Annotated in this window: 26 protein-coding genes; 9 read left to right on the top strand and 17 right to left on the bottom strand. The window is 67.6% G+C overall.

All coding sequences use genetic code 11. From position 1 onward, the window contains the following. Nucleotides 1-12: 12 nt before the first annotated feature. Nucleotides 13-969, bottom strand: a complete 957-nt coding sequence (ubiA, locus tag VNQ78_RS21310; RefSeq protein ID WP_325694077.1) for a 4-hydroxybenzoate octaprenyltransferase — start codon at nucleotides 967-969, stop codon at nucleotides 13-15. Nucleotides 970-985: 16 nt separating this feature from the next. Here ubiA and VNQ78_RS21315 point away from each other — a divergent pair, with 16 nt between their 5' ends. Together VNQ78_RS21315 and VNQ78_RS21320 are read left to right on the top strand one after the other, a co-directional pair. Continuing rightward, nucleotides 986-1,705, top strand: a complete 720-nt coding sequence (locus VNQ78_RS21315; RefSeq protein WP_325694080.1) for a 16S rRNA (uracil(1498)-N(3))-methyltransferase — start codon at nucleotides 986-988, stop codon at nucleotides 1,703-1,705. A gap of 237 nt (nucleotides 1,706-1,942) precedes the next feature. Next, nucleotides 1,943-2,140, top strand: coding sequence for a DUF1127 domain-containing protein (locus VNQ78_RS21320; RefSeq protein WP_325694083.1), 198 nt, complete (start codon nucleotides 1,943-1,945; stop codon nucleotides 2,138-2,140). A gap of 111 nt (nucleotides 2,141-2,251) precedes the next feature. Here the strand turns inward: VNQ78_RS21320 and VNQ78_RS21325 are convergent, their stop codons facing one another. Then, on the bottom strand, nucleotides 2,252-3,121 hold the full coding sequence (locus VNQ78_RS21325; protein WP_325694086.1) for a 50S ribosomal protein L11 methyltransferase: 870 nt from the start codon (nucleotides 3,119-3,121) through the stop codon (nucleotides 2,252-2,254). Beyond that, complete coding sequence (gene msrA, locus VNQ78_RS21330; RefSeq protein WP_325694089.1) at nucleotides 3,121-3,705, bottom strand: peptide-methionine (S)-S-oxide reductase MsrA; 585 nt, start codon at nucleotides 3,703-3,705, stop codon at nucleotides 3,121-3,123. The genes VNQ78_RS21325 and msrA overlap by 1 nt, the downstream gene beginning before the upstream one ends. A gap of 115 nt (nucleotides 3,706-3,820) precedes the next feature. On the opposite strand from msrA, the gene VNQ78_RS21335 reads away from it, so the two are divergent. Together VNQ78_RS21335 and VNQ78_RS21340 are read left to right on the top strand one after the other, a co-directional pair. Then, entirely contained in the window at nucleotides 3,821-4,804 is a 984-nt protein-coding gene (locus VNQ78_RS21335) for a P1 family peptidase (RefSeq protein ID WP_325694092.1), read from the top strand. Nucleotides 4,805-5,003: 199 nt separating this feature from the next. After that, the gene (locus tag VNQ78_RS21340) at nucleotides 5,004-6,476 is read left to right on the top strand and encodes an NAD-dependent succinate-semialdehyde dehydrogenase (protein ID WP_325694095.1); all 1,473 of its coding nucleotides are present in this window, start codon (nucleotides 5,004-5,006) and stop codon (nucleotides 6,474-6,476) included. A gap of 55 nt (nucleotides 6,477-6,531) precedes the next feature. On the opposite strand, the gene VNQ78_RS21345 is transcribed toward VNQ78_RS21340, so the two are convergent. Beyond that, nucleotides 6,532-7,287 (bottom strand): DUF1013 domain-containing protein, encoded by a 756-nt coding sequence (locus VNQ78_RS21345; protein WP_325694097.1) that lies wholly within the window; start codon nucleotides 7,285-7,287, stop codon nucleotides 6,532-6,534. Nucleotides 7,288-7,447: 160 nt separating this feature from the next. Between VNQ78_RS21345 and VNQ78_RS21350 the strand changes: the two genes are divergently transcribed. After that, nucleotides 7,448-8,092 (top strand): ribonuclease T2, encoded by a 645-nt coding sequence (locus VNQ78_RS21350; RefSeq protein WP_325694100.1) that lies wholly within the window; start codon nucleotides 7,448-7,450, stop codon nucleotides 8,090-8,092. Nucleotides 8,093-8,149: 57 nt separating this feature from the next. Here VNQ78_RS21350 and VNQ78_RS21355 read toward each other — a convergent pair whose 3' ends face one another. Both VNQ78_RS21355 and VNQ78_RS21360 read right to left on the bottom strand, forming a co-directional pair. Continuing rightward, nucleotides 8,150-9,142, bottom strand: coding sequence for an NAD(P)H-quinone oxidoreductase (locus VNQ78_RS21355; RefSeq protein ID WP_325694103.1), 993 nt, complete (start codon nucleotides 9,140-9,142; stop codon nucleotides 8,150-8,152). After that, the gene (locus VNQ78_RS21360; protein WP_325694106.1) at nucleotides 9,139-9,825 is read right to left on the bottom strand and encodes a COQ9 family protein; all 687 of its coding nucleotides are present in this window, start codon (nucleotides 9,823-9,825) and stop codon (nucleotides 9,139-9,141) included. Before VNQ78_RS21360 ends, VNQ78_RS21355 begins: the two co-directional genes overlap by 4 nt. Before the next feature lie 115 nt (nucleotides 9,826-9,940). Here VNQ78_RS21360 and rpsU point away from each other — a divergent pair, with 115 nt between their 5' ends. After that, a complete protein-coding gene (rpsU, locus tag VNQ78_RS21365; protein WP_011748553.1) occupies nucleotides 9,941-10,147 on the top strand; it encodes a 30S ribosomal protein S21 in 207 nt (68 codons plus the stop codon). 62 nt (nucleotides 10,148-10,209) lie between these two features. Here rpsU and VNQ78_RS21370 read toward each other — a convergent pair whose 3' ends face one another. Both VNQ78_RS21370 and mscL read right to left on the bottom strand, forming a co-directional pair. Further along, nucleotides 10,210-10,671 (bottom strand): Lrp/AsnC family transcriptional regulator, encoded by a 462-nt coding sequence (locus VNQ78_RS21370; protein WP_325694109.1) that lies wholly within the window; start codon nucleotides 10,669-10,671, stop codon nucleotides 10,210-10,212. Between the two features lie 121 nt (nucleotides 10,672-10,792). Beyond that, nucleotides 10,793-11,227 (bottom strand): large conductance mechanosensitive channel protein MscL, encoded by a 435-nt coding sequence (gene mscL, locus VNQ78_RS21375; RefSeq protein WP_325694112.1) that lies wholly within the window; start codon nucleotides 11,225-11,227, stop codon nucleotides 10,793-10,795. Nucleotides 11,228-11,321: 94 nt separating this feature from the next. Here mscL and VNQ78_RS21380 point away from each other — a divergent pair, with 94 nt between their 5' ends. Together VNQ78_RS21380 and VNQ78_RS21385 are read left to right on the top strand one after the other, a co-directional pair. Beyond that, nucleotides 11,322-12,023: a glutathione S-transferase C-terminal domain-containing protein gene (locus tag VNQ78_RS21380; protein WP_325694114.1), complete on the top strand. Its 702-nt coding sequence runs from the start codon at nucleotides 11,322-11,324 to the stop codon at nucleotides 12,021-12,023. Between the two features lie 107 nt (nucleotides 12,024-12,130). After that, nucleotides 12,131-12,583 carry a hypothetical protein gene (locus VNQ78_RS21385; RefSeq protein ID WP_325694116.1) on the top strand — a complete coding sequence of 151 codons (453 nt, stop codon included), beginning with the start codon at nucleotides 12,131-12,133 and terminating at the stop codon, nucleotides 12,581-12,583. On the opposite strand, the gene VNQ78_RS21390 is transcribed toward VNQ78_RS21385, so the two are convergent. The 8 genes from VNQ78_RS21390 to VNQ78_RS21425 form a co-directional block, all read right to left on the bottom strand. Beyond that, nucleotides 12,555-12,857, bottom strand: coding sequence for a hypothetical protein (locus VNQ78_RS21390; RefSeq protein ID WP_325694119.1), 303 nt, complete (start codon nucleotides 12,855-12,857; stop codon nucleotides 12,555-12,557). The two genes, VNQ78_RS21385 and VNQ78_RS21390, sit on opposite strands and share 29 nt — an antisense overlap. An 88-nt stretch (nucleotides 12,858-12,945) precedes the next feature. Beyond that, nucleotides 12,946-15,333 (bottom strand): phenylalanine--tRNA ligase subunit beta, encoded by a 2,388-nt coding sequence (pheT, locus tag VNQ78_RS21395; RefSeq protein ID WP_325694121.1) that lies wholly within the window; start codon nucleotides 15,331-15,333, stop codon nucleotides 12,946-12,948. 75 nt (nucleotides 15,334-15,408) lie between these two features. Further along, a complete protein-coding gene (locus VNQ78_RS21400) occupies nucleotides 15,409-16,833 on the bottom strand; it encodes an inorganic phosphate transporter (RefSeq protein ID WP_325694124.1) in 1,425 nt (474 codons plus the stop codon). 1 nt (nucleotide 16,834) lies between these two features. Beyond that, on the bottom strand, nucleotides 16,835-17,299 hold the full coding sequence (locus VNQ78_RS21405) for an NUDIX hydrolase (protein ID WP_325694127.1): 465 nt from the start codon (nucleotides 17,297-17,299) through the stop codon (nucleotides 16,835-16,837). After that, the gene (gene arfB, locus VNQ78_RS21410; RefSeq protein ID WP_325694130.1) at nucleotides 17,296-17,727 is read right to left on the bottom strand and encodes an alternative ribosome rescue aminoacyl-tRNA hydrolase ArfB; all 432 of its coding nucleotides are present in this window, start codon (nucleotides 17,725-17,727) and stop codon (nucleotides 17,296-17,298) included. The genes VNQ78_RS21405 and arfB overlap by 4 nt, the downstream gene beginning before the upstream one ends. Before the next feature lie 47 nt (nucleotides 17,728-17,774). After that, nucleotides 17,775-19,847, bottom strand: coding sequence for a penicillin-binding protein 1C (pbpC, locus tag VNQ78_RS21415; RefSeq protein ID WP_325694133.1), 2,073 nt, complete (start codon nucleotides 19,845-19,847; stop codon nucleotides 17,775-17,777). Between the two features lie 89 nt (nucleotides 19,848-19,936). Further along, nucleotides 19,937-21,088, bottom strand: a complete 1,152-nt coding sequence (locus VNQ78_RS21420; protein WP_325694136.1) for a TIGR01620 family protein — start codon at nucleotides 21,086-21,088, stop codon at nucleotides 19,937-19,939. Nucleotides 21,089-21,100: 12 nt separating this feature from the next. Continuing rightward, nucleotides 21,101-22,468: a YcjX family protein gene (locus VNQ78_RS21425; protein WP_325694138.1), complete on the bottom strand. Its 1,368-nt coding sequence runs from the start codon at nucleotides 22,466-22,468 to the stop codon at nucleotides 21,101-21,103. 210 nt (nucleotides 22,469-22,678) lie between these two features. Between VNQ78_RS21425 and hrpB the strand changes: the two genes are divergently transcribed. Then, nucleotides 22,679-25,087, top strand: coding sequence for an ATP-dependent helicase HrpB (gene hrpB / locus VNQ78_RS21430; protein ID WP_325694141.1), 2,409 nt, complete (start codon nucleotides 22,679-22,681; stop codon nucleotides 25,085-25,087). On the opposite strand, the gene VNQ78_RS21435 is transcribed toward hrpB, so the two are convergent. Then, complete coding sequence (locus tag VNQ78_RS21435) at nucleotides 25,084-25,635, bottom strand: HdeD family acid-resistance protein (RefSeq protein ID WP_325694143.1); 552 nt, start codon at nucleotides 25,633-25,635, stop codon at nucleotides 25,084-25,086. The genes hrpB and VNQ78_RS21435 overlap by 4 nt on opposite strands. Between the last annotated feature and the right edge of the window lie 43 nt (nucleotides 25,636-25,678).

Below are 25,678 nucleotides of genomic sequence, written 5' to 3' on the forward strand. Positions count from 1 at the left end.
GGAAAATCGCAATCAGACCAGCCCCGCCAAGGCGAGAAACAGCGCAACGATCAGGCCCGCATCGCGATTCGCGCGGAAGAGCCGGAGGCATCCCGCGCTGTCGTTCATGTCGAACCGCTTGAGTTGCCATGCAAGATGCCCGGCGAAACCGACGACGCCCAGCAAGGCCAGCGTCAGGGCGAGGCCCTGCGGCCGCGTCGCAAACACCGAAAGCGCCAGCAGCAGCACCGCGCCGATCCCGAACCATGTCAGCCAGCGCGCCGAATCACGTCCAAAGAGGCGCGCGGTCGATTTCACCCCGATCAGCGCGTCATCCTCGGCATCCTGATGGGCGTAGATCGTGTCGTAGAAGACGGTCCAGCAGATGCCTGCCAGATAGGCGAGGACCGGCGCCGGGGCGATATTGCCCATATGCGCGGCCCAGGCCAGGAGAACGCCCCAGTTGAAGGCCAGTCCCAGAAACACCTGCGGCCACCAGGTAAAGCGCTTGGCGAAGGGATAGATCGCGACCAGCGCCAGCGACGCGACGCCCAAGAGGATCGCCGGCCCGCCCAGCGTCAGCAGGATCACGAAGCCCAGCAGCGACTGGGCCACCAGCCAGCCGAACGCGCCCCGCACCGTGACCTGTCCCGACGGGATCGGGCGCGAACGGGTGCGTGCCACCTTGTCGTCGATGTCGCGGTCGGTGATGTCGTTCCAGGTGCAGCCCGCCCCGCGCATCAGGACCGCGCCAAGCCCGCAGGCAATCGCGATCCAGAGGTCGCGCCAGCTTGGGTTGTCGGCGATCATGGCCAGCCCGATCCCCCACCAGCAGGGCAGAAGCAGCAGCCAGGTTCCGATCGGTCGGTCCGCGCGGGAAAGCCGCAGCCACGGACGCCAGCTTTTCGGGGCATGGCGGTCCACCCAATTGTCGGGCGGCGCGTCCGCGACGCTGCGCTGGCCCTCTGGCGTCTGGCGGCTGGTCTGCATTATCCTGCGCCCCATCATGGCGAAAATCAGGCTTTTCATAGATCACTCGCTGGCCCAGGGACAAGCCGTTGTGATCGGCGCGGATCAGGCCCACTATCTTTCCTCGGTCATGCGGCAGGGTCCGGGTGCTGAAATCCTGCTGTTCAACGGCAGGGACGGCGAATGGCTGGCCCGCATCGAGCGGCTGGGCAAGCGCGAGGGGGTGCTGGCCCCGCTGCGCCAGACCGCGCCCCAGATGGACCCGCCCGACCTGTGGCTGGTCTTTGCCCCGATCAAGAAGACGCGCACCGATTTCATCGTCGAGAAGGCGGCCGAGATGGGCGCCGCGCGCATCCTGCCCGTCCACACCGACCACACCAATTCCGAGCGTATCCGCCAGGACCGCCTGCAGGCCCATGCGGTCGAGGCGGCCGAGCAATGCGGCGGCACCTTCGTCCCCGAGGTCGCGGATCTGGTCCCGCTCTCGCGCCTGCTGGACGGCTGGGATCCCGCGCGCCGCATCCTCTGGGCGGATGAGGCGCTGGTCGGCCCGGCCGAGACGCTGTCGGGCCTCACGCGAGGGCCATGGGCGATCCTGATCGGCCCCGAAGGCGGCTGGAGCGAATCGGAGCGTGCGCGGCTTTCGGCGATGGAATGTGTCACCCGCATCTCGCTTGGCCCCCGCATCCTGCGCGCGGATACGGCTGCCGTGGCGTCACTGGCGCTCTGGCAATCCGAACTGGGCGACTGGCGCTAGCCCGCGGGCGTTGTCATTGCAACTTTGATGCGCCGTTGCGGCGGCGGCGATATGTTAATTGCACAAAAGGCATCATTTCGCCGCTGTTTCATAAAAGCGTAATCAAAACCGGCCCTTATGCACATGCTGCATAGCGGCAATGCCCCCGCAACCCGTAGTTTTCCCAGACTGCCCGGCCTATATGCCTGTCATCAGATAACCGCCCGAATTCAGGGCATTTTCAGAACAGGTGACATCATGTCGGCGATTGACACGAACCGCGTCCATGGCGGGACGCGCTCTTTCGGTATTGGCTCGAAACTCTTTGCGGCAGTGGCTGCATGGAACGATGCGCGCGTGACTCGTAACGCGCTGGGCCGCCTGTCCGACCGCGAGCTGGACGATATCGGTCTCTGCCGCGGCGACATCGAGCGGGTTGCACGCGCCGCCCGCTGATACCGGCGAAGAGCGAAGCGAAACGGGCCTCTGTCTTGCAGGGGCCTTTTTCAATTCCCTATTGCAAAAAGCCCGCCGGAAAGGCGGGCTTTTTCATGTCCGGCGATGCGTTCAGATCCGGGTGACGACCAGCGTGGACCATTCGCCATGATCGTCGCGGCGTTCGAGCGGCATCCCGCCCGCCGCATAGGCGGCAATCACTTCCTTGGCCTGCGTGGTCAGGATCCCCGACAGGATCGCCTTGCCGCCGGGCGCGAGGTTCTTCGCCATGTCGGGAACGAGGTCGATCAGCGGCTGTTTCAGGATATTGGCAAAGACCAGATCGAAGGGTGCGGCATTTTCGATCAGCGGATGGTCGAAGCCGACCGCCTCGACGCATTCCACCCGCCCGTCGAGCCCGTTTGCGATGACATTCGCGCGCGCCACATCGACCGCCACCGGGTCGATGTCGCCGGCAAGGACCATCACCGGAAAGGCGCGGGCCGCCGCCATGGCCAGAACCGCGGTGCCGCAACCGACATCGACGATGCGCTGGGGCGCGGCGCCGGCCTCGATCATGCGGTCCAGCGCCAGAAGGCAACCCTTGGTCGTCGCGTGATGGCCGGTGCCAAAGGCCATCGCGGCCTCGATCAGCAGCGCCTCCGCGCCCTCGGGCACCTTGTCCGCGTCATGGCTGCCATGGACGAAGAAGCGTCCGGCCTCGACCGGGGACAGTTCGCGCTTCACATGGGCGACCCAATCGACCTCGGGCAGTTCCGAGATGACGAAGGGGTCGGCCCCGAAGGCCGCCGCCATCAGCGCCAGCGCGACCTCGTCCGGGGCCTCGGTGAAATAGAGGCCGACTTCCCAGCGGCCCCGGCCGTCCTCGATCTCGAACACGCCGCTGCCGACGGGCTCGGGCGTCAGCTCGTCGCCCATCTCGGCAAGCGCCTCGGCGGCGTCGCGTCCGGCGGTCTGGGTCAGCGCGGTCCAGGTCGGCATCAGATCTCCTCGGGAATATCCGTCAGAGGCGCCTCTACGCCGGTGCCGCGCAGCCCGCAATAGCCATCGGGATAGCGGTCCAGATATTGCTGGTGATCCTCATGCGCCGGATAGAACGGCGCGGCGGGCAGGATCTGCGTCGTGATCTCGGGGAAACCCGCGACGGCAAGGCGGTTGCTGTAATCGGCCTTGCTGAGTTCCGCCGCCGCCTTCTGGCTGTCGGTGAAATACATGATCATCGAGCGATATTGCGAGCCGACGTCATTGCCCTGACGGTTGCCCTGGGTCGGGTTGTGGTTTTCCCAGAAGACCTGCAACAGCCGCTCATAGCTGATGCGCGAGCTGTCATAGACGACCCGGACGACCTCGGCATGGCCGGTATTTCCAGCGCAGACCTGCTTGTAGGTCGGATTCTCGACCGAGCCGCCGGCAAAGCCGACCTCGGTGAGCCAGACGCCGTCGAGTTCCCAGAACAGGCGCTCGACACCCCAATAGCATCCCATGCCGAAAATGGCCTGGTCGAAGCCCTTGGGAACCGGCGCGTCCAGCGGCCGGCCGAAGATCCGATGGAGGGGAGCGGTCATTGGCGCATCCTTTCAAAACTCTTGCCGTGAATTTAAGTGCGGCCATACCTTCGTGCAACGCCAGAGGCCACCTGCCGGTTCGCCGATGCGGGAAAGTTGAGCGAAAAGGAAACCCATGCGCGCCGGTCATTTGAACCTGATCACCGATGTCGAGGGCCTGCGGGTCGGGAATGCGCAGGATGACGCGTTGCGTTCGGGAACCACTGTCCTTGTGGGCGACCGGCCCCTTGCCTGCGGGGTCAGCGTCATGGGCGGCGCCCCCGGCTCGCGCGAGACGGAATTGCTGGCGCCCGACAAGACGGTGCAGGCCGTCGATGCGCTGGTGCTGTCCGGCGGCTCGGCCTTTGGCCTTGCCGCCTGCGACGGCGTGTCCGAGGGGCTGCGCCGGCAAGGGCGCGGCTTTCAGATCGGGCCGGTCCGGGTGCCGATCGTGCCCGGCGCAATCGTCTTTGACCTGCTGAACGGCGGCGACAAGGCGTGGGAGGCGAACCCCTATCCTGCCCTTGGCCGCATCGCGCTGGATGCCGCGGCGCGCCAGTTTTCGCTGGGCAGCTTTGGTGCCGGAACCGGGGCGCTGACGCATCGCTGGAAAGGGGGCCTCGGCTCGGCCTCAGCGGTCCTCGATTGCGGGATCACCGTGGGGGCGCTGGTCGTGGTCAACGCGCTCGGCTCGGTCACGGCGGGCGAGGGGCGGCAGTTCTGGGCCGCGCCATGGGAGGTGGGGGACGAGTTCGGCGGTCTCGGCCTCTCTGGCCCATATGATCCGCTGCGCGAGCCGCCGATGGCGAAGCGGCTGGGCGAGGCGACGACCATCGCCATCGTGGCGACGGATGCCGACCTCGACAAGGCGGCGCTGACGCGGCTTGCCACCGCCGCGCAGGACGGCATGGCGCGGGCGATCGTGCCCAGCCATACGCCCTATGACGGGGATCTGGTCTTTGCGGCCTCGACCGGCGCGCGGCCCTTGCCCGATCCGGTGCTGACGCCCTTTCAGCTTGGCCATGCCGCCGCCGTGACGCTGGCCCGCGCGATTGCCCGCGCCGTCCATTCCGCCACGCCGCGGGCCGGTGACTTGCAGCCCTGCTGGCGGGGGCAATGAAAAGGGGCGACGGGAGAGAGATCCGCCGCCCCAAGTCTAACACGCCAAGAGGGAAAAACCTGACGATGGACGGGAAACGCGCCGAGGGCATTTCGGATCCGTCACGTTTCGGAGAGCGGGTTCCCCTATCCGATCCGCTTGCGCCGGGTCCGCAAAAGCGCAAGCCTCTGCACAAAGCTTTGCGCAGAGGAGCCTGACGATGAACACCCATGCGACCGACCTCAGGATGCAGTTGAAGGATCCGTCCCTGCTGGAGACGCGCGCCTATGTCGCGGGGGAATGGATCGACGCGGAGAGCGGCGCGACCTTCGACGTGACCAATCCCGCGCGGGGCGATGTCATCGCGAAAGTCGCGGATCTCGGCCGGGCAGAGGTTGCCCGCGCCATCGCCGCCGCCGCCGAGGCGATGAAGGGCTGGGCCGCCCGCGCCGCCAAGGAACGGGCGCAGATCATGCGCAAATGGTTCGACCTGATGATGGAAAACCAGGAGGATCTCGGCAAGATCCTGACCGCCGAGATGGGCAAGCCGCTGGCCGAGGCCAAGGGCGAGATCGCCTATGGCGCAAGCTTCATCGAATGGTTCGGCGAGGAGGCGAAGCGCATCTATGGCGAGACCATCCCCGGCCATATGGCCGACAAGCGCCTGACCGTGATCCGCCAGCCGATCGGCGTCGTCGGCTCGATCACGCCATGGAACTTTCCGAACGCCATGATCGCGCGGAAATGCGCGCCGGCCATTGCCGCGGGCTGCGGCTTTGTCGGGCGTCCCGCCTCGGAAACGCCGCTTTCGGCGCTGGCCATGGCGGTGCTGGCGGAACGGGCCGGGCTGCCCAAGGGCCTCTTCAGCATAGTGCCCTCGAGCCGCGCCTCGGAGATCGGCAAGGAGTTCTGCGAGAACCCGCTGATCCGCAAGCTGACCTTCACCGGCTCGACCAATACCGGGCGCATCCTCTTGCGGCAGGCGGCGGATCAGGTGCTGAAATGCTCGATGGAGCTGGGCGGCAATGCGCCCTTCATCGTCTTTGACGACGCGGATCTCGATGCGGCGGTCGAGGGGGCGATGGCGTCGAAATTCCGCAATAACGGCCAGACCTGCGTTTGCGCGAACCGCATCTATGTGCAGGCCGGCGTCTATGACGCCTTCGCCGAGAAGCTGGCGCAGGCGGCGGACAGACTGACGGTCGGGGACGGCCTTTCCGAAAACGTGACCACGGGGCCGCTGATCAACGAAAAGGCGGTCGAGAAGGTCGAGGACCATATCAGGGACGCGCTGGATGGCGGCGCGCAGATCCTGACCGGCGGCAAGCGGCTGGAGGGGCTGTTCTTTGAACCGACCGTCGTGACCGGCATCACCCAGTCGATGAAGGTCGCGAACGAGGAGACCTTCGGCCCGCTGGCCCCGCTGTTCCGCTTCGAGACCGAGGCCGAGGCGGTGGCCTATGCCAATGACACCATCTTCGGTCTTGCCGCCTATTTCTATGCCCGCGACATCGGGCGGATCACGCGGGTGCAGGAGGCGCTGGAATACGGCATCGTCGGCGTCAATACCGGCATCATCTCGACCGAGGTGGCGCCCTTCGGCGGGGTCAAGCAATCCGGGCTTGGCCGCGAAGGCTCGCGCCACGGGATCGAGGATTACCTTGAGATGAAATATATCTGCCTGTCGGTCTGACGACCGGCCGGCCGGAAGCAAAAACCCCGGAGCGATGCTCCGGGGTTTTTCGTGATCAGCGCTTGTCGTCTTCCGCTTCGTCGTCGTCCTCGTCCGAGGCCGGGAGGTTGAAGAAGCTTTCCGCGTCGAGGTTTTCCTTGCGCTCTTCCTTTTCGGAATCGGCGAGGCTGAAACTGCCCAGACCGCCGATCGAGGAGGGCATCCGCGGCTCGTCCGAGGCGGCAAGCGAGGTTTCGGTCGAGAGCAGCTTGCGCCGCTCGTCATCGGTCATCGCGCCACCCTCGGCGGCCTTGCGCTTGGCGGCCTTCTGGACGGCCGCGTCAAGTTCGGACTGGCGGCAGAGGCCAAGCGCGACCGGGTCGATCGGCTGCATGTTCTGGATGTTCCAATGCGTCCGCTCGCGGATCGAGGCGATGGTCGGCTTGGTCGTCCCGACCAGCTTGGCGATCTGGGCATCGGCCAGTTCCGGGTGGAACTTGACCAGCCACAGGATCGCGTTCGGACGGTCCTGACGCTTGGAAAGGGGGGTGTAGCGCGGGCCGCGACGCTTTTCCTCGCCCTCGGCGGCGGGGTTGTGCTTCAGCCTCAGCCGGTAGCGCGGGTCTTTCTGGCCCTTGTCGATCTCGGCCTGGTCGAGCTGGTTCGAGGCGATCGGATCGAAACCCTTCACGCCGACCGCCACGTCGCCATCCGCAATGCCCTGCACCTCGAGTTCGTGCATGCCGCAGAAATCGCCGATCTGCTTGAAGCTTAGCGTCGTGTTGTCGACCAGCCAGACGGCGGTGGCCTTGGCCATCAGCGGCTTGTTCATGACGTTCTCCTTAACAATATCTTCTTCGGCCGGGAAAACGGCTTCTGGCGGGCGCCATTCCATTTTCAGGGGGGATTGAAGGGCTATATAGGGCTTTGGAGGTCAGGAATAAAGTCTGAATTTCATGGCGCCCACCGGGGCAGGCGGATAGTTTCGCGCCATGAAAAGACTGATCGCGCTTGCCATCCTCCTGCTCTCGACCGCCGCTGCCTCCGCGCAGGAGCCTGTGCGGCATCAGGCGGGGGAGTTCGATTATTACGTCCTGTCGCTCAGCTGGTCGCCCAGCTGGTGCGCGCAGGTAGGTGCGGAGGACGGCGCCGAACAATGCAATCCCGGCCGCCGGCTGGGTTTCACCGTCCACGGGCTTTGGCCGCAATATGAGCGCGGCTGGCCTTCGGATTGCCGGACCGATGCGCGCGACCCCTCGCGGCGCGAGACGCGGCAGATGGCGGACCTGATGGGGTCGGGTGGGCTCGCCTGGTATCAATGGAAGAAGCATGGCCGCTGCTCGGGCCTGTCGGCGGCGGATTATTTCGCCGTGACGCGGGAGGCGGCGAAGAGCGTCCACCTACCGGAGGTGCTGCAGAAGCTGTCCCGCGATGTCTCGCTGCCGGCGAAGGTGGTCGAGGAGGCGTTTCTGGAAGCCAATCCCGGCATGACCCGCGACGGAATCACCGTGACCTGCCGCGCCCGCGCCCTGCAGGAGGTTCGGATCTGCCTGACCCGCGAGCTGAGCCCGCGCGCCTGTGCGCCCGACAACCGGGCGGATTGCCGGGGCAGCTTTTCCATGCCGGCGCCGCGCTGAGGGCAGCGCCGCGCCGCCTCCGGCGGGAGTATTTGGGGAACGAAGAACTCGGGTCGGTCAGGGTTCGGGCGCGACTTCGAGGACGATCTTGCCGATATGGTCGCCCGCCTCCATGCGGCGATGCGCCTCGGACGCGCGGGCGAGGGGGAAGCTGCTGTCGATGAGGGGGCGGACGGCTCCGGTTTCGACCAGTGGCCAGAGGTTGCGGCAGAGTTCCGACGCGATGCGGGCCTTGGCGGCGTCCGATTGCGGGCGGAGCGTCGAGCCGGTGACGGTCAGCCGGCGCATCATGATCTGGGCGAAGTTGATCTCGGCCTTCGGACCCGAGAGGAAGGCGATCTGGACGAGGCGTCCTTCGTTTGCCAAGGCCTTGAGGTTGCGGGCGATATAGCTGCCGCCGACCATGTCGAGGATCAGATCCGCGCCGCCTGCCGCTTGCAGGGCGGCGACGAAGTCTTCCTCGCGGTAGTTGATCGCATGGGCGCCGAGCGCGGCGCAGGCGCGGCATTTCTCGTCCGAGCCGGCCGTGGTCCAGACCCTTGCCCCGAGCGCGCGGGCGACCTGGATCGCCATGGTGCCGATGCCGGAGGAGCCGCCATGGACCAGAAAGCGTTCGCCCCCCGTGAGCGCGCCGCGCATGACCACATTCGACCAGACCGTGAAGGCTGTTTCTGGCAGCGCGGCAGCCTCGCGCAGGGTGAGGCCCGCGGGGATGGGAAGGGCGTGATCGGCGGGGCAGGTCGCGTATTCGGCATAGCCGCCGCCCGGAAGCAGCGCGCAGACCCGGTCGCCGGTCTTCCAGCGGGTTACGCCGGGGCCGGTTCCGGCCACGATGCCCGCGCATTCGAGGCCGGGTAGTTCCGATGCGCCGGGCGGGGGGGCATAGGCGCCAGCCCGTTGCAGCACGTCGGGCCGGTTCACCCCGGCCCAGATGATGCGGATGAGGATCTGGCCGTGGCCCGCGACCGGCACGGGACGGGTGGCGGGGCGCAGGACTTCGGCGGCGCCGGGGGCGGTGATCTCGACCGCCTGCATCACGTCGGGGATCATGCGTCGGCCTGCCCATGCGTGGGGGTGGTCACGGGGCGGGCATATCCGGGCGCGGGATGGCGGCGCGGCGGGCGGATCCAACCGGTGGCGAGCGCGGTCAGCCGGCCCATCCCCGGCAGGGCGCCGAGCTGTTCCTTGATCTTTTCGAAGCGCATCACGCCCTCGATCCGGCGGCCGAGAAACGCACGCGTGTCATGGAGGTCCGGTGATTCGTCGCCAAGCCAGTAGAGCACCGTGGCGCCGTAGACGGTCGAGAGGGTGGCGCGTTTCGAATACCAGTTGACGTCGTTCGAGGTGTCGCCGAGGCCTTCCCAGATCGCATCCGCCGTCTCCCAGACCAGCCTTGCGCCAAGGGCGGCGTTTTGTGGCAGGGCAAAGACCACGGCTCCGGCGCGGGCCATCTCGCGGTTGCTGAGGTCGATGCGGTGCATGACGGCATCGGTGATGCGGTCGCGGAAGCGTCCTTGCAGCAGGCCTTGCGCAAGCCATTCGCGCAGCGCGGCATCGCCCCGGCGGTGATAGGCGGCGGCCAGATCGACGCCGCCGCGGGGCAGGTGCACGCGGGCAAGCTGCGGGCTCATGCCGATGTCGCGGGCGCCGGCGGCGACGGCCTTGTCGCTCATCCCGTCGAAGACCACATGCTGAAGCGCTGCGTCTATCAAATGGTCCCGTTCATTGGTCATGCCACCCTCCCTGCGAATGGTCCCGCGAAATTCTGGACAAAAGTGATTCGCCCTGCTAGAAGGCCGCGACCTGCAATTCAGCTCAACTTTAACCTAGGAAGGTGGTGACAACCACATGCAGGTAAGTGTTCGCGACAACAACGTCGAACAAGCGCTTCGCGCCCTGAAGAAGAAACTTCAGCGCGAGGGGGTGTTCCGCGAAATGAAGCTTAAGCAGCATTTCGAGAAACCTTCGGTCAAAAAGGCCCGTGAAAAGGCCGAGGCCGTCCGCCGCGCCCGCAAGCTGGCCCGTAAAAAGGCACAACGCGAAGGCGCGCTCTAAGACGTGCGACCACATCGGTTCAGGAAACCCCCGCTTTCGCGGGGGTTTTCTATTTCAGGGGCCTAGACCGGCAATGCCGTGGTGAAGGCCACGGTCTTCAGCGAGAAGGAGGAATGCATCTGCGCGACTCCGGGCAGCTTGGCCAGCCTTTGGCGGTGGATGCGGGCGAAATCGTCGGTGTCCTGCGCCACGACCTTCAGGAGATAGTCGGCCGACCCGGCCATCAGGTGGCATTCCAGCACATCGGGGATCTTGCGCACCTCGCGCTCGAAGGCGGCGAGAAGCTCGTCCGCCTGTCCTGAAAGCGTGATCTCGACGAAAACCGTGGTCGGGCGCTCCAGCTTGCGGGCATCGAGAAGCGCCACATAGCCGCGGATCATGCCCGCCTCCTCCAGCCGCTGGACGCGGCGGTGGCAGGCGCTGGCCGAGAGGCTGACCTCGGCCGCGAGTTCGGCATTGGTGATGCGGCCATCGCGCTGAAGCACGGTCAGGATGCGGCGATCTGTTGCGTCGATGTCGGTCATGTCGAAATTCCCTGCGCGCTTTTCCACCGCTGCCGGTGGTTTCTTCGCAGGTTAGGCGCGGTTGCGGCAAAAGGGAACGCCGCGCCCAAGGCGCGGGCGCCCCTGTGGCCGGGAGCCGGCGTCACGCGCGGGTGGCGCGCAACTCGTCCCGGATCTGGATCAGCAATTCTTCCTGCGTCGGGCCGGCGGCAGCCTCTTCGGCGGCTTTCTGTTTGACCACGCTGGACTGGACCTTGTTCACCCCCTTGACGAGCAGGAAGACGGCCCAGGCGATGATCAGGAAGTTGATGATGGCCGAGATGAATGACCCCCAGGCAAAGACCGACGCGCCCGAATCGCGGGCCGCCTTGAGGCTGGCGCCGGCGGGGACATCGCCCTTCAGCACGAAATAATGGCCACTGAAATCGGTTCCCCCGGTCAGCAGACCGATGATCGGGTTGATAAGGTCGGTGACGAGCGAGTTCACGATCGCGGTAAAGGCCGCGCCGATGATGATGCCGACGGCAAGGTCGATGACATTGCCACGGGCGATGAACTCCTTGAACTCCTTGATCATATGCTTACCTTTCCTCAGACCTGCCGCGCCGATGGGGCCGAACTGCGACCTCCTTGGCAGCCATCTCTCAAAGATTGTTCAGGATCTCTCACGAATGTCTACTCTTTCCGACTTTCCGATCACCCGTCGCTGGCCGCCTGTGCGCCCCGAGGTCATCCAGCTTTACACGCTGAACACGCCGAACGGGATCAAGACCTCGGTCATGCTTGAGGAATGCGGCCTCGACTATGACGCGCACCATATCAGCATCGGCGATCCCGAGGACCAGTTCACGCCCGAATTCCTGTCGCTGAACCCCAACAACAAGATCCCCGCGATGATCGACCCGAACGGGCCGGACGGAGAGCCGATCGGGCTGTTCGAGACCGGGGCGATGCTGATCTATCTGGGCGACAAGACCGGCAAGTTCCTGCCGCGCAAGGGGGCGGCGCGCTATCACACCATCCAGTGGCTGATGTGGCAGATGGGCGGCGTCGGGCCGATGTTCGGTCAGGTCGGCTTCTTCCACCGCTACAAGGGCAAGGAGATCGAGGATCCGCGCCCGCGCACCCGCTATTACAACGAGGCGCGGCGGCTGCTGGGCGTCCTTGACCGCCAGCTTGAGGGCAGGGACTGGATCACCGGCGAATATTCCATCGCCGACATGGCCGTCGCCCCCTGGCTGCGCACCGTGCGCGTGAACTACGAGGCCGAGACGGAAACCGGGATGGACGGCTTTGCCAATGTCCAGGCCTATCTGGATCGCTTCCTTGCCCGCCCCGCCGTCCAGCGCGGGCTGGTGGTCGGGGCTGAGTGAATGGCCAATGCCCCGGCTGGAGGGCCGGGGCGTTTTTTGGGTGAGGGGGCGCGTCGGCTGCGCGGACGATGCGGACAGTCAGCATAGCGATGTGAGGTAATAAATCCGTGGATCAGGCTCTCCGAGATGAAATCTACCAACTGCGCGGTCTGAGTTCACCAGAAGCGTTCGAGTGGCTTGTGCAAAACCGTCCGAGCCTGCCTCGCTCTGTTGCTCATCGCTCATGGGCTGTAGCGGAGCAAGAAGCTTTGCTTAGCTACTACCTAACCGGAAAAATTCCATTTGCTTCTGCTAGTGGATATCAATGGCTGGAGAAGGCGACTTCGCTGTCTCAGATGATAAAGCACATCTCCAAACTTCTGCCTTCGATACCACAAGATCGGCTCTTTCTGCTCGAGTATCATCTTCGTCCTGTCCTGATGGAAGCCGATAGAACCGAGCGCCAGCGTGATGAGGCGCAGATCCTGTTAAGGGAGATACGTAAACTGATCGGCGGCTATGGGCTCGATCCACCGATGCGGGACGGAGCAATCATTCCCGGGGGAGCTTCTTGCGAATAGCTTCGAACTCTTCCGCAGACAAACCCGTCCGGGTCGCCAATTCCTCTGCCGAGAGAGCGCCGCCATAAAGCACCTCGCGGATGAGCTCTCCCAAGCCCCGAAGCTCTTGTCCAGTAAGGGGCGTTTCCATCATCTCCGCCCTGATTGCTTCATAAAGCCTTGTCGCGGGGATCCGGGGTGTGGCCGTGCAGATGACGATATCCCCTGACGCTTCAAGCTCTGCCAAAGCGGCCGAAATGCTCGCCAGCATCACTTCTCGCTCTGGTTGATCCATAGCTCCTCCTTGCCAGCGTAAGCCCCGCGCGCTTACGCCGGGCACCCCCCGGATGCGCCCAAGCGCAACCCAGGGGGAGTGGGGCCCATTACCCCCGCAGCGTGCCGCCGGTCGCCTTGGTGACCTTCTCGACGATCTTGGCCGAAACCGCTTCGATCTCGGCATCGGTCAGGGTCTTGTCCTTCGGTTGCAGGCGGGCGGTGATGGCGATGGATTTCTTGCCGCCTTCGAGGCCGGTGAACTGGTCGAAGACCGAAACCTTCTCGATCAGCGCCTTGTCGGCGCCGGCTGCGGCATTCACCAGCGTCAGCGCCTCGACGCCCGCATCGACGACAAAGGCGAAGTCGCGCTCGACCGCCTGCAGGTCCGACAGGACCAGCGCGGGACGCGAGGGCGTCCTGACCTTGGGCAGCGGCACCGCGGCGATGCGGATCGTGAAGCCCACCACCGCGCCCTTGATGCCGAAATGGCGCAGGATCTTCGGGTGAACCTCGCCAAAGGTCGCAAGCGCGTTCGGACCGAGCGCGATATTGCCGGCGCGGCCGGGATGCCACCAGCCGTCCAGCTTGCGGTTGATCTGGGCCTTGGCGGGCGCGCCGATGATCTGCAGGATCGCCTCGGCATCGGCCTTGGCGTCATAGATGTCGGCCTTGCGGCGCGAGGCGAAGGGATCGCGCGGTGCCGTCGCACCCACGAGGATGCCGGAAAGGTGCAGATCCTGCTCTCCCGGTTCACCGCCCGAAAAGACCGGCCCGCATTCGAAGAGGGCGAGGTCCATGAAGCCGCGCGCCTGATTGCGGGCGGCTGCGGCCAGCAGGCCGGGCAGCAGGTCAGGACGCATATGCGTCATCTCGCTGCTGATCGGGTTCTCGATCCGAAGGGCGTCCTGCCCGCCGCCGAAAAGCTCTGCCGCCTCGCGGTCGATGAAGCTGTAGGTGACGCATTCATTGTAGCCAAGGCTCGCGGCCATGCGCCGCGCCGCCTTTTCGCGCGCTTGCAGGGGCGTCAGGACCGGCTTCGGCACGCCTGCTTGCGGACGGGGCAGGGGTTGGCCCTGAAGCTTCGTCAGCGAGGCGATGCGGGCAACCTCCTCGACCAGATCGGCGCTGCCCTGCACATCCGGGCGCCAGGAGGGGACGAAAGCCTCATTGCCTTCAAGGCGGAAGCCAAGGGCCTCCAGCGTGCGGCGCTGCTCGGCCTCGGGGATCTCCATGCCGACAAGGCTGACGACGCGGGCCGGCTCCAGCGTATAGCTGCGGGTGGTGTCGGGAACGCTGCCCGCCGTCACCACCTCCGACGCCTCGCCGCCGCAGAGGTCGAGGATCAGCTGCGTTGCAAGCTCCAGCCCCGGCCGGGTGAAGGCGGGGTCGGCGCCGCGCTCGAACCGATAGCGGGCGTCGGAACTGATCTTCAGCGCCCGGCCCACCGTCGCAATGGCGATCGGATCCCAATAGGCGCTTTCGAGGAAGACGTTGACCGTCTCGTCCGAGCAGCCGGAATGCTCGCCGCCCATGATGCCGGCGATGCTTTCGGGGCCGTTCTCATCCGCGATGATCATGGTGCCGGGGGCGAAGGCATAGGTCTTGCCGTCCAGCGCCAGCAGTTCCTCGCCCTCGGTCGAGGGGCGGACATGCAGGTCGCCCTTGACCTTGTCCGCGTCGAAGACATGCAGCGGGCGGTTCAGGTCGAAGGTGAAGAGGTTGGTGATGTCCACGAGCGTGTTGATCGGGCGCAGACCGATCGCCGTCAGGCGCTTTTGCAGCCATTCGGGCGAGGGGCCGTTCCTGACGCCACGGATCACGCGACCCGAGAAGAAGGGGGCCTTCGCGGCCACTTCCGGCGCGATCACCACCTTGATGGGCGAGGCGAAGCTGCCCGCGACCGTGGCGGTCTTTTCGGGTTTCAGCGTGCCAAGGCCGCGCGCCGCAAGGTCGCGAGCCACGCCGCGCACGCCCAATGCGTCGGGACGGTTCGGGGTGATCTTGATCTCGATGACCGGATCGACCGCCTCGGGGCGGTTCGCCGAAAGCCAGTCGACGAATTTCTCGCCCACCTCGCCCGAGGGCAGTTCGATGATGCCGTCATGCTCTTCGGACAGCTCAAGCTCGCGTTCCGAGGCCATCATGCCGTGGCTCTCGACGCCGCGGATCTTCCCGACGCCAAGGGTCACGTCGATGCCCGGAACATAATCGCCCGGCTTCGCCAGAACGACGGTGATTCCGGCCCGCGCATTCGGTGCGCCGCAGACGATCTGCTTCTCGCCCTCGTCGGTCATCACCTTGCAGACCCGCAGGCGGTCGGCGTCGGGATGCTGGACGGCCTCCAGCACCTTGGCGAGGGTAAATGACTTCAGTTTCGAAGCCGGGTCGGCGACGCCCTCGACCTCGAGGCCGAGATCGGTCAGCGCCTCGGTGATCTCGTCGAGCGAGGCGGTGGTGTCGAGATGCTCCTTGAGCCAGGAGAGGGTGAATTTCATGTCGCGGCTCCGTCGGGTTTGCGCGTCCCTTACCCCATGGCGCGGGGGATTGGTAGGGTCGTGCGCCTCGCGGGCCTAGACCTGCAGCAGCAGGACCAGCACGGCGGCAAGCGAGGCGTTCACCGGCACGGTGATCAGCCATGCGCCAAGGATGGTCCGCACATATGAGCGCCGGACCAGATGGCGGCGGCGCACTTCCTCGTCCGGCATCGGCGCGCGCTTCTTGGCGATCCGCCGGTCGCGCCATTCGCGATAGAAGCCGACGCCAAAGACGCCCCCGATCGCGACATGGGTGGTCGAGACCGGCAGGCCGAGGATCGAGAAGCCCAGAACCGTCAGCGCCGTCGCAAGCGAGATGCAAAGCGCGCGCGAGGGGTTCAGCCGGGTGATCCGGCTGCCGACCATGTTGACGAGCTGGCCGCCGAACAGGACGATCCCGACCGCGATCCCCATGCCCGAGAGCAGCAGCACCGTCTGCATGCCCAGAGGTTTTCCATCCGTCCCCGGAATGTGCTGCAGCACGATGGTCAGCGGGGCCGCGACGTTCGAGGTGTCGTTGGCGCCATGGGCAAAGCCCATGACCAGCGCCGTCGCGACCAGCGGCAGGCCAAGCAGGTTCTTCAACGCCAGTTTCTGCCCGGCATGCGCCGCGATCTGCCTGCCAAGCGTGATATGGGCATAAGCCGCCCCCAATCCCGCCCCGACGAGCGAGAGCAGCAGCACGGCGACCCAGGACAGCGACTGGAACGAGGTCGCGGCCAGCGCGATCAGCAGTCCGATCGTCACCGCGACCAGCATCGTCAGCCAGTTCCGCCCCGAGGGGATCGGGTCGGCCTTTTCCAGAACGTGGCTGTAAAGGCTCGACAGGATCAGCGCAGCCAGAAGCCCCGATATGATCGGAGAGATGACCCAGCCAAGCGCGATCACCGCCATCGCCTCCCAGTTGACCGCGCCGGGACCAAAGGCCGCGATACCCGCGCCGGCGATCGCGCCGACGACTGAATGGGTGGTGCTGACCGGCGCGTTCATCCATGTCGCGAGGCTGATCCAGCTTGCCGCGCCGATCAGCGCGGCCAGCATCATCATCGCCGTCGGCTGGCCCTGTCCGATGGTTTCGCCGACCAGCCCCTCGGTCAGGGTAAGGGTGACGGCCTCTCCGGCCAGAACGGCGCCCAGCACATCCATCAGCGCGACGAGGATCAGGCCCTTGGCCAGCCCGATAGCGCCCGCGCCGACGGCGGGACCAAGCGCGTTCGCGACGTCATTGGCCCCGATCGACAGCGCCAGATAGATCGCGATCGCGACGGCGGCGGCCATGATCCCCAAGGCAGGCTGGCCCGCTACCGCCGCCGCGACCAGCTCGGCCATGGCGGCGACGAAGACCACCGCGATTCCGAACCGGACCCGCGGGCGCGCGGCGGCCATGGCGGCGCGCTCGGCATTGGTCATCCGGCTCAGATCCTTGTCGAGGATGCGGTATTCGCGCTCGTCCCGGTCCATGTCAGCCCTGCTGACCGGACGGGGCGGGCAGGGCGGCCAGCAGCTTCTTCAACCCGGCCTCGGCGACAAGCTCGGCCGCGCGGGCGGGATCATACCAGCCGCGCGTGCGCTCGGCCGCCTCGGGGAAGTCGTCGGCGAGGGAGTGCACGTTCACGGCAAAGACATGCACGTCGACCGGAACCGCGAAGCCCCGGTCCTGCAGCTTGTCATAGTGATAGCTGCCGATCGCGACCTGATCGACCTCGCCTTGCACGCCGGCTTCCTCCCATGCCTCCTGCATGGCGGCATCGGCGAGGCTGCGGCCGGGCATCGGCCAGCCCTTGGGCACGATCCAGCGGCCGGTGCCACGGCTGGTCACCAGCAGGACCTTGCCCGTCCGGCTGTCGCGGCACAGCGCCGCGACCTGCATGTCCGGCGGCTTGCGCCCCAGAAGCCGTTCCAGCCTGTCTCGGAAACTCCCCTTCACTCGTCCTCCTCAGCCCCACGAAGCCTTCCGCGCAGGGACTTGACCGTCCCTCTTTGTGTTTTTGCCGCAAGACGCCGTTTCTGGCTGCCAAGCGTCGGCTTGGTCGCGATCCGCTTGCGCGGCGCGACCAGGGCCTGGCGCACCAGTTCGACCAGCCGCTCGCGGGCGATTTCCCGGTTGCGAAGCTGGCTCCGGGTCTCCTCGGCCCGGATCAGGATAGCGCCATCCTGCGTCCAGCGCCGCCCCGCAAGCTTGCGCAGGCGGGATTTGACCGCCGGGGACAGATTCGGGGAACGCTCGGCCTCGAAACGCAGCTCGACCGCGGTTTCGACCTTGTTCACGTTCTGTCCGCCAGGCCCCTGAGAACGGCTGAACTGCTCGGACAGTTCCCATTCCTGAATCGTTACATGATCATCTACGCGTAGCATGAAGCAGATATGTCGCAAGCCGGCGTCGGGAAAAAGGGCAGCACGCCTCAGCGCGGTGTCAAATCCGGCGAATGCAGCCAGATGGTTGCATTCGCCGAGGCGCCGGCGGCGTCGATGACCGACAATTGAACAAAGCCCGGACCGGGCGAGGGCAGCAGGCCCTCGGGTCGTGGCAGCGCAAGCCCCGCCGGGGCGCCGTTCAGCAGGAAGGTCCAGGGGCCACGCCCGCCCCGTGCCCGGACGGGCAGGCTGTTCCCGGCCTCGATCGTCGCGCCGTCCGGGGGAAAGACCAGGGCGAGGGCATCGGGACCGGCAGGATCGGTGGCCCGCCGGCTCGCCTCGCCCGCCGGGGCGAAGCGGCGCAGCGGCAGGGGCAGGGCGCTGTTCGGAACGGTCAGCGCCTGTGGCGGCGGGGGTGGCAGCGGCACCCCCGGCAAGGCGTCGAAAAGGTCGAACAGCACCGGCGCGGCAAGATCGCCGCCGAAGGCGCCGGGAACCGGGGTGCCGTCGGGCCGCCCCAGCCAGACCGCGCCGACATGCGCGCCGTCGAACCCCACGGCCAGCGCATCCCGATGACCATAGGAGGTGCCGGTCTTGTAGGCCATCGGCCGCAGCCGCGCGCCATGCGGCGCCGGGTTCGCCGCCAGGACATTGCCGACCTGCCAGGCCGCGACCGGCCCGAACATGGCCGAGGGCAGCTCCCCCGCCCCGCCCGGCAGCGTCGAAAGCCCGATGCCGCGCCCGCCCCGCGCCAGCGCCGCATAGCCGGTGGCCAGCCCCTCCAGCGTGACGCCGCCCCCGCCCAGCACCAAGGCAAGACCCGGCGCCTCGCCCGGCAGGCTGAGCGCGACCCCGCCCCGTCGCAGGCTCTGGGCGATCCGGTTCGGTCCCAGCGCCTCGGCCAGTTTCACCACGGGAATGTTCAGGGACCAGATCAGGGCTTGCCGCAGGCTCACGGTGCCGCGGAACAGATGGTCGAAATTCTGCGGCTGCCAGCGGCCGAAGGCGGTGGGCCGGTCCTCGATCAGCGTCTCGGGATGGGCCAGCCCCTCGTCAAAGGCAAGGCCATAGACGAAGGGCTTCAGCGTCGATCCGGGCGAGCGCCAGGCGCGGGTCATGTCGACGTAACCCGCCGAGCCGGTGTCGGACCATTCGGCGGCGCCCACATCGGCAAGGATCTCGCCGCTCCGGTGGTCGGCCAGCAGGATCGCGGCGGAAAGACCGTGGCCACTGCCGCGAACGGCGCGACGCGCCAGATCCTCGGCCCGGCGCTGCAAGGCCGGGTCGATCGTGGTCTCGATCCGCCCGGCGCCCGGATTCTCGCGCAAAAGCCGCGCCGAAAGCAGCGGCGCGCGGGCGGGAAAGGCACGCCGCGCCCGCGGCACCGGCTCGGCCATCGCCGCCTGGGTATCGCGCGCCGACAGCAGGCCCGCCCGGCCCGCGCGCTCCAGCACCCGGTTCCGCGCCGCCAGCGCGGCCTGCGGGAAACGATCCGGCCGGCGCGTCTCGGGCGATTGCGGCAGGGCGACCAGCAAGGCGGCCTCGGCCGGGCTCAGGCGACGCGGCTCCTTGCCGAACCATTGCAGGCTCGCGGCGCGGATGCCTTCGACATTCGCGCCATAGGGCGCAAGCCGCAGGTAGAGGTCCAGGATCTCGCGCTTCGACAGCCGCCGCTCCAGCGCCAGCGCCAGCCGGACCTGCCGCAGCTTGCCGGCCCATTCGCCGGTCGGACCCTCCTCGACCAGCCGCGCGACCTGCATGGTCAGGGTCGACCCGCCCGAGACGACGCGCCCATGCCGGATCGCCTGCCCGCCCGCCCGCAGCCCCGCAATCGGATCGACGCCGTGATGGCGTTGAAAGCGCCGGTCCTCCCACAGCACCAGCATGTCGAGGAACAGCGGATCGACATTGCCCGCATCCAGCCGCCAGCGGCCATCCGCGACCTGAAAGGCGCGAAGCAGGCTGCCATCCCGCGCCAGCACCTCGACGCCCACCGGAACATTCAGCGCCGGCATCTCGGTCGCCGCAACCCAGTCGTCCAGCCGGTCCCGCCCCCAGGCCAGCAGCCCGAGGCCAAGGACCAGCACGAAAAGGATCAGATCAGGGCGGCGCGATGTCATGGCCCGAGGTTACCGCAAGGACGTGGACGAATGAACCGTCCCGCGCTTCTCTGTTCCCCAAATACTCATGCGACGCCCCGACCGGGCGCTCACTTCGCCTCGTCTTCCCCGAAAAGCCCCTTCAGGCCTCGCGCGATCAGGTTTCCGACCTTCGGACGCGGCTGCTGGATGAAGGGCAGGGGGCGGCAGACCTCCATCGCGGCGATGCCGACGCGGGCCGTCAGGGCGCCATTCACCACCCCCTCGCCAAAGCGCTTCGAGACGCGGGCGAGGATCCCGCCCCCGGCGACGGTGTGGATCAGGTCGTCGCCCGCGGCGACGGCGCCGGTGGCGACCAGATGGGTCATCACTGTGCGGGCCAGCCGCCAGCCGCCGACAGCGCCGGCGCGCCCGCCATAGATCTCGGCCATGCGGCGGATCATGCGCAGATTGGCGGCGAGTGCTGCGATGACATCGGCCAGCGCCAGCGGGATCAGCGCCGTCGCGGCGGCGACGGTGCGCGCGGCGGCCTCGATCTCGCGCCGCGCCTGCTGGTCCAGCGGCGCCAGAAGCTCGGTCTCGGCCATGGCGATCAGGGTCGCCGCCTCATAGGCCTCGCCCTTGCGCTCGGCCAGCCGCTTCCTTCCCCAGTCAAGCTCCGGCCGTCCGCGATAGAGATGCTCGAGCCTGCCGACCACCTCCTGCGCTGCCTTCACATCGCCCGAGGCCATCGCGGCCCCGGCGGCGCGGTTGATGCCGTCGATCGCGGCAAAGCGCGACCAGGCCCGGTATTCCCGCCACGCCATCGCCAGCGCCGCAAGGCAGAACAGCACCATCAGGACCAGACCGATCCAGCCAAGCAGCGGATAGGTTTTCAGCAGGTCGCTCAGATAGCGCAGCGCCGCGACCGACAGCAGGAAGGTGAACAGCGCCACCCCGGTATTCAGGAAGAACCGCGTCAGCTTCGACGGCCCCGCGCCAGCCAGCCGGGCGACAAGCTGCATGGTGCGCGGCTGCGGCAGGGTCAGCGGCACGTCGTCGATCATCGGGGCGTCGGCGGGCGAGGGGGCAGCCTCGCCCTCGCGCGGCTCGCTGCGGGGGGCGCGGCGGCTGCGCCTGTCCGCCGCGGCGGGCGCGGGTTGAAGCCGCGTCACGGGATCCGGGCCGCTGGGTGCCGCTGCCGGCGCTTCACCCTCGGAAGGCCGGGGGCTGTCGCCCATTTCGATCAGGACCGGGCCGCGTCTTTTAGGTGGTTCGGACATTGCGCCTCATCCTCAGATCTGGTCGCCGATCAGGAACTCGGCCGCCCGGTCCAGCCGGATATGCGGCGGGCCGTCACCCGGCCGCAAGGTTCCGGGGGCGGGGGCGAAATCCATGATCGCGTAATCGCCGTCCAGCCAGCGCTCGGCTCCTTGCCGGGCATGGACCAGCAGCTCGGTCGGGTTCGCGGGCAACTCGCCCGGATAGAAGGCCGCCTGCCGCCCGTCCATCAGCGTGCCGCGCACCGCAGGCAGATCCTCGCCATCCTGATGGATCATCTCCTCGGTCGTGGTCCTGAGCGAGGCGATGGACATGGCCTCGGTCCGCGCGCCCGAGAAATCCGCGCGGTCGCGGGCCTCGCGCAGCATGGCGCCGGTGATCGCGGTCAGGCGCGGATGCTGGAGGTGGTGCAGATGATCGGCCTTGGTCGCGGCGAAAAGGATGCGCCCGACCCGGCGCGAACCCAGCAGCTGCGCCAGCCATCCCGCGCGGCCGGGGCGGAAGGCGGTCAGGATATCGGCCATGGCGCGGCGCATGTCCTCGACCGCCTGCGGCCCGGCATGGATCGCGCCAAGGACGTCCATCAGGACGACCTGCCGGTCGATCCGGGCGAAATGCTCGCGGAAAAATGGCTTCACCACGCGCGACTTGTAGGCCCCGAAGCGGCGCGCGAATTCGCGCCAGACGGGGCTGTCGCGGAACTCCTCCGGCAGGGGGGCAAAGGTCAGCGCGGGCGAGCCCTCAAGTTCTCCCGGCATCAGGAAGCGGCCGGGCGTGCAGTCGGACCAGCCGGCGTCGCGGGCAAGGTGCAGATGCGCCGTATAGGCCGAGGCGAGGGATTGCGCCGCCGCCTCGTCGAACCGCGTGCGGTCGAAGCCGTCCAGCGCGGCCTGAAACTCGGCCCGGCCCGGACGGCCCTGCATGCGGTCCAGCACCTCGGCCGACCATTCGGCGAAATCCTTGTCCATCAGCCGCAGGTCCAGCAGCCATTCGCCCGGATAGTCGACGATATCCAGATGCAGCACCTGCTGGCCACGCCAGCCGGAAAGCAGCCCGCGCGGCTGGATGCGCAGGGACAGGCGCAACTGGCTGACATGGCGCGTCCCCTCGGGCCAATGCGGGTCGGGGCCGGTCATGGCGGCAAGGTGGCGCTCATAGTCGAAGCGAGGGACGGTATCGTCGGGCTGGGGTTGCAGCCATGCCGATTTCAGCGACCCGTCCGCCGCAGCCCGCAGCGCCGTCATCCGTCCGCGATCCAGAAGGTTCGCGACCAGCGAGGTGATGAACACCGTCTTGCCCGCCCGCGACAATCCCGTCACGCCCAAACGGATGACCGGGTCCGAGATCCCCAGCCCCTGCATCAGATCGTCGCCGATACCCATTCTGTCCCCGGTGCTGTTCCGCGTGTCCCAAGATATGCAGACCCGTCATGTATTTGTAGGGGGAAGCCTGTCAGCTGTGGAAGGGGTGACCGGGCTTCAGTGCCAGACCGCTCCGATAATGCCCGTTTCCCTTGGGCGAGTCGGTCGCGGCCTGCCGGTGCTGGCTTCCCCGGCCTTTTCGCGGCGGGCGGGCTTTGCCATAAGGCGGGGATGGACCTGCCGATCGACGCCGCCCTTCCCGAACTGACCGCCGCGATTGCCGCGCATGGCCGCGCCGTGCTGGTGGCGCCGCCTGGCGCCGGCAAGACGACCCGCGTGCCGCTGGCCCTGCTGCCCGTGGTCGCGGGCCGCATCGTCATGCTGGAACCGCGCCGCCTTGCCGCGCGCGCCGCGGCCGAGCGCATGGCCGAGACGCTGGGCGAGGCGCTGGGCCAGACCGTCGGCTATCGCATCCGGGGCGAGGCCGTGCCCGGTCGCCGGATCGAGGTCGTGACCGAAGGCATCCTGACCCGGATGCTCCAGTCCGATCCCGAACTCTCGGGCGTGGGTTGCGTCATCTTCGACGAGTTTCACGAGCGCAGCCTGAACGCCGATCTGGGCCTTGCTCTGGCGTGGGAGGCGCGGCAGGCGCTGCGGCCCGATCTGGCGCTGCTGGTGATGTCCGCGACGCTGGATGCCCGGCCGGTCGCGGCGCTGCTGGACGATGCGCCGGTGATCACCTCTGAAGGTCGCGCCTTTCCGGTCGAGACCCGCTGGCTGGAACGTCCGCTGCCCGCGGGCATCCCCCTTGTCGCCGAGGCCGCGCGACTGGTGGCCGAGGCCGAGGCGGCGACGCGGGACACCGGCGGGACCATCCTGGCCTTTCTGCCCGGCGAGGGTGAGATCCGCCGGGTCGCCGCGCTGATCGGCCCCCGTCCCGAGGTGGTGCCGCTGTTCGGCGCCATGGATTTCAAGGCGCAGCGCGCGGCGATGCAGCCGGGGCAGGGGCGGCGGCGGATCGTTCTTGCGACCTCGATCGCCGAGACCTCGCTGACCATTCCCGATGTGCGGGTGGTGGTCGATGCCGGGCGGGCGCGCCGGGCGCGTTTCGATCCCGGCTCGGGCATGTCCCGCCTCGTGACCGAGCGCGTGAGCCGCGCCGAGGTCGAGCAGCGGCGTGGTCGCGCCGGTCGCGTGGCTCCGGGCATCTGCTATCGGATGTGGTCGCGGGCCGAGGAGGGCGGGCTGCCCGCCTTCGCCCCGCCCGAGATCGCGGTCGCTGACCTGACCGGGCTGGCGCTGGAGCTGGCGAATTGGGGATCGGACGGGCAGGGATTGGCGTTCCTGACGCCGCCGCCCGAGGCGGCTTTGGCTGAGGCGCGGGCCTTGCTGCGCGATCTTGGCGCGCTCGACGCGGCGGGGCGGATCACTCCGCATGGCCGCGCGCTGGCGGCCCTGCCGCTGCATCCTCGGCTTGCGCATATGCTGGTCCAGTCGGGGAAGGGGGCTGCGCCGTTGGCCGCGCTGATGGCCGATCGCGACCCGCTGAAGGGCGCGCCCGTCGACCTGAGCCTGCGGCTGGAGGCGATCCGCGACGCGCGCGCCTATGAGTCCCGCCACCCCTGGCCGCTGAACCATGCCAGCCTGCACCGCATCCGCGACGAGGCCGCGCGCTTGCGCCGCCTTGCCCCCGAGGGTCGTGGGGCAAGCCCCGGCGCGATGGCGGCGCTGGCCTATCCCGACCGGATCGGGCAGCGCCGCAAGGGCGATCAGCCGCGCTATGTGCTGTCGGGCGGCAAGGGGGCGGTGCTGCCAGATGGGGACGCGCTGGGGGCGTCACGCTTCATCGTCGCGACCGATCTGGACGGCAATGCGCGCGAGGCCCGCATCCGCATGGCCGTCAGCGTCGACGAGGAGGACATTCGCGCGCTCTATGCCGATCGGATCGAGACGGTCGCATCCGTCGAATGGTCGCGCCGCGAGGGCCGCGTCATCGCCAGGCGGCAGGAGCGGCTGGGCGCGCTGGTGCTGGGCGACCGGGCGCTGGACGATCCCGACCCGCAGGCGCTGGCCGCCGCCGCGCTGGAGGGGTTGCGGGGCATCGGCCTGAACTGGAGCCCGGCTGCCGCACGGCTGCGCGCCCGCATCGCGCTGGTTCCCGAACTGGGTCCGGTCGATGACGAGAGCCTGCTGGCCGATCCCGACTGGCTGCTGCCCTGGCTGGGAAAGGCGCGGACCGCATCGGACCTGCGCAACCTCGACCTGCTGGAGCCGCTGCGCGCCCGGCTTGGCTGGGACGGGCAGCGGCAGCTGGACGAGGCCACACCCGCGCATTTCGTCACCCCGCTCGGCCGCAAGGTGCCGATCGACTATGACCACGAGACGCCCTCGGTCGAGCTGAAGCTGCAGGAGCTTTTCGGCCTTGCCCGCCATCCCGTCATCGGCGGGCGGGCGCTGCGCATCCAGATGCTCTCGCCCGGGGGCAAGCCGATCGCGGTGACGACCGACCTGCCGGGTTTCTGGGCCGGGGGCTATGCCGATGTGCGCAAGGACATGCGCGGCCGTTATCCGCGCCATCCCTGGCCGGAAAACCCGCTGGAGGCGGATCCGACGATGCGGGCGAAGCCGCGCGGAACCTAGATCGCCGGCTTCATCTTGCGCAGCCGCAGCGACAGCGCGATCAGCGTGATCCCGATCAGGATCGCGAAGACCCCGAGCAGCCAGGCGATGCTGAGCAGCCCCGCCGCCGGCAGCATCGCCATCAAGACGCCCCAGACGACCAGCAGGACGCCGCTGAGGATCAGCTCCCATTCGCCCTTGAACTCGTTGCGCAGGCGGATTGCGGCGACGATGCGGAAGATGCCGGCAATGACGCCCCAGATCGCCATCCAGATGATGAAGGCGAGCGCCGTCGCCCCGGTCCAGAACAGCGCCATCAGGCCGATCGCGATCGAAAGCACGCCGTCGAGCGCCCAGGCCCACCAGCGATCATCGGATTTCCGGCGCTGGACGGCGGTGATCACCGCCATCAGGCCGTCAAAGATTGCATAGACACCGAAAACCCACAGCAGGACAAAGACCGTGAGGCCCGGCAACAACAGGGCGACGATCCCGAACAGGATTGCCGCTATCCCGCGCAGCAGAAGCACCCACCAGTTCGCGGACATGACGCGCACCAACTCGTCCATCAGGAAACCTCCTTGGCGATTGCAGTCGCGTCAAGCTATCACG

Origin of the sequence: Paracoccus sp. (in: a-proteobacteria) (assembly GCF_035556475.1) — a bacterium.
In the GTDB taxonomy this organism is placed as follows: domain Bacteria; phylum Pseudomonadota; class Alphaproteobacteria; order Rhodobacterales; family Rhodobacteraceae; genus Paracoccus.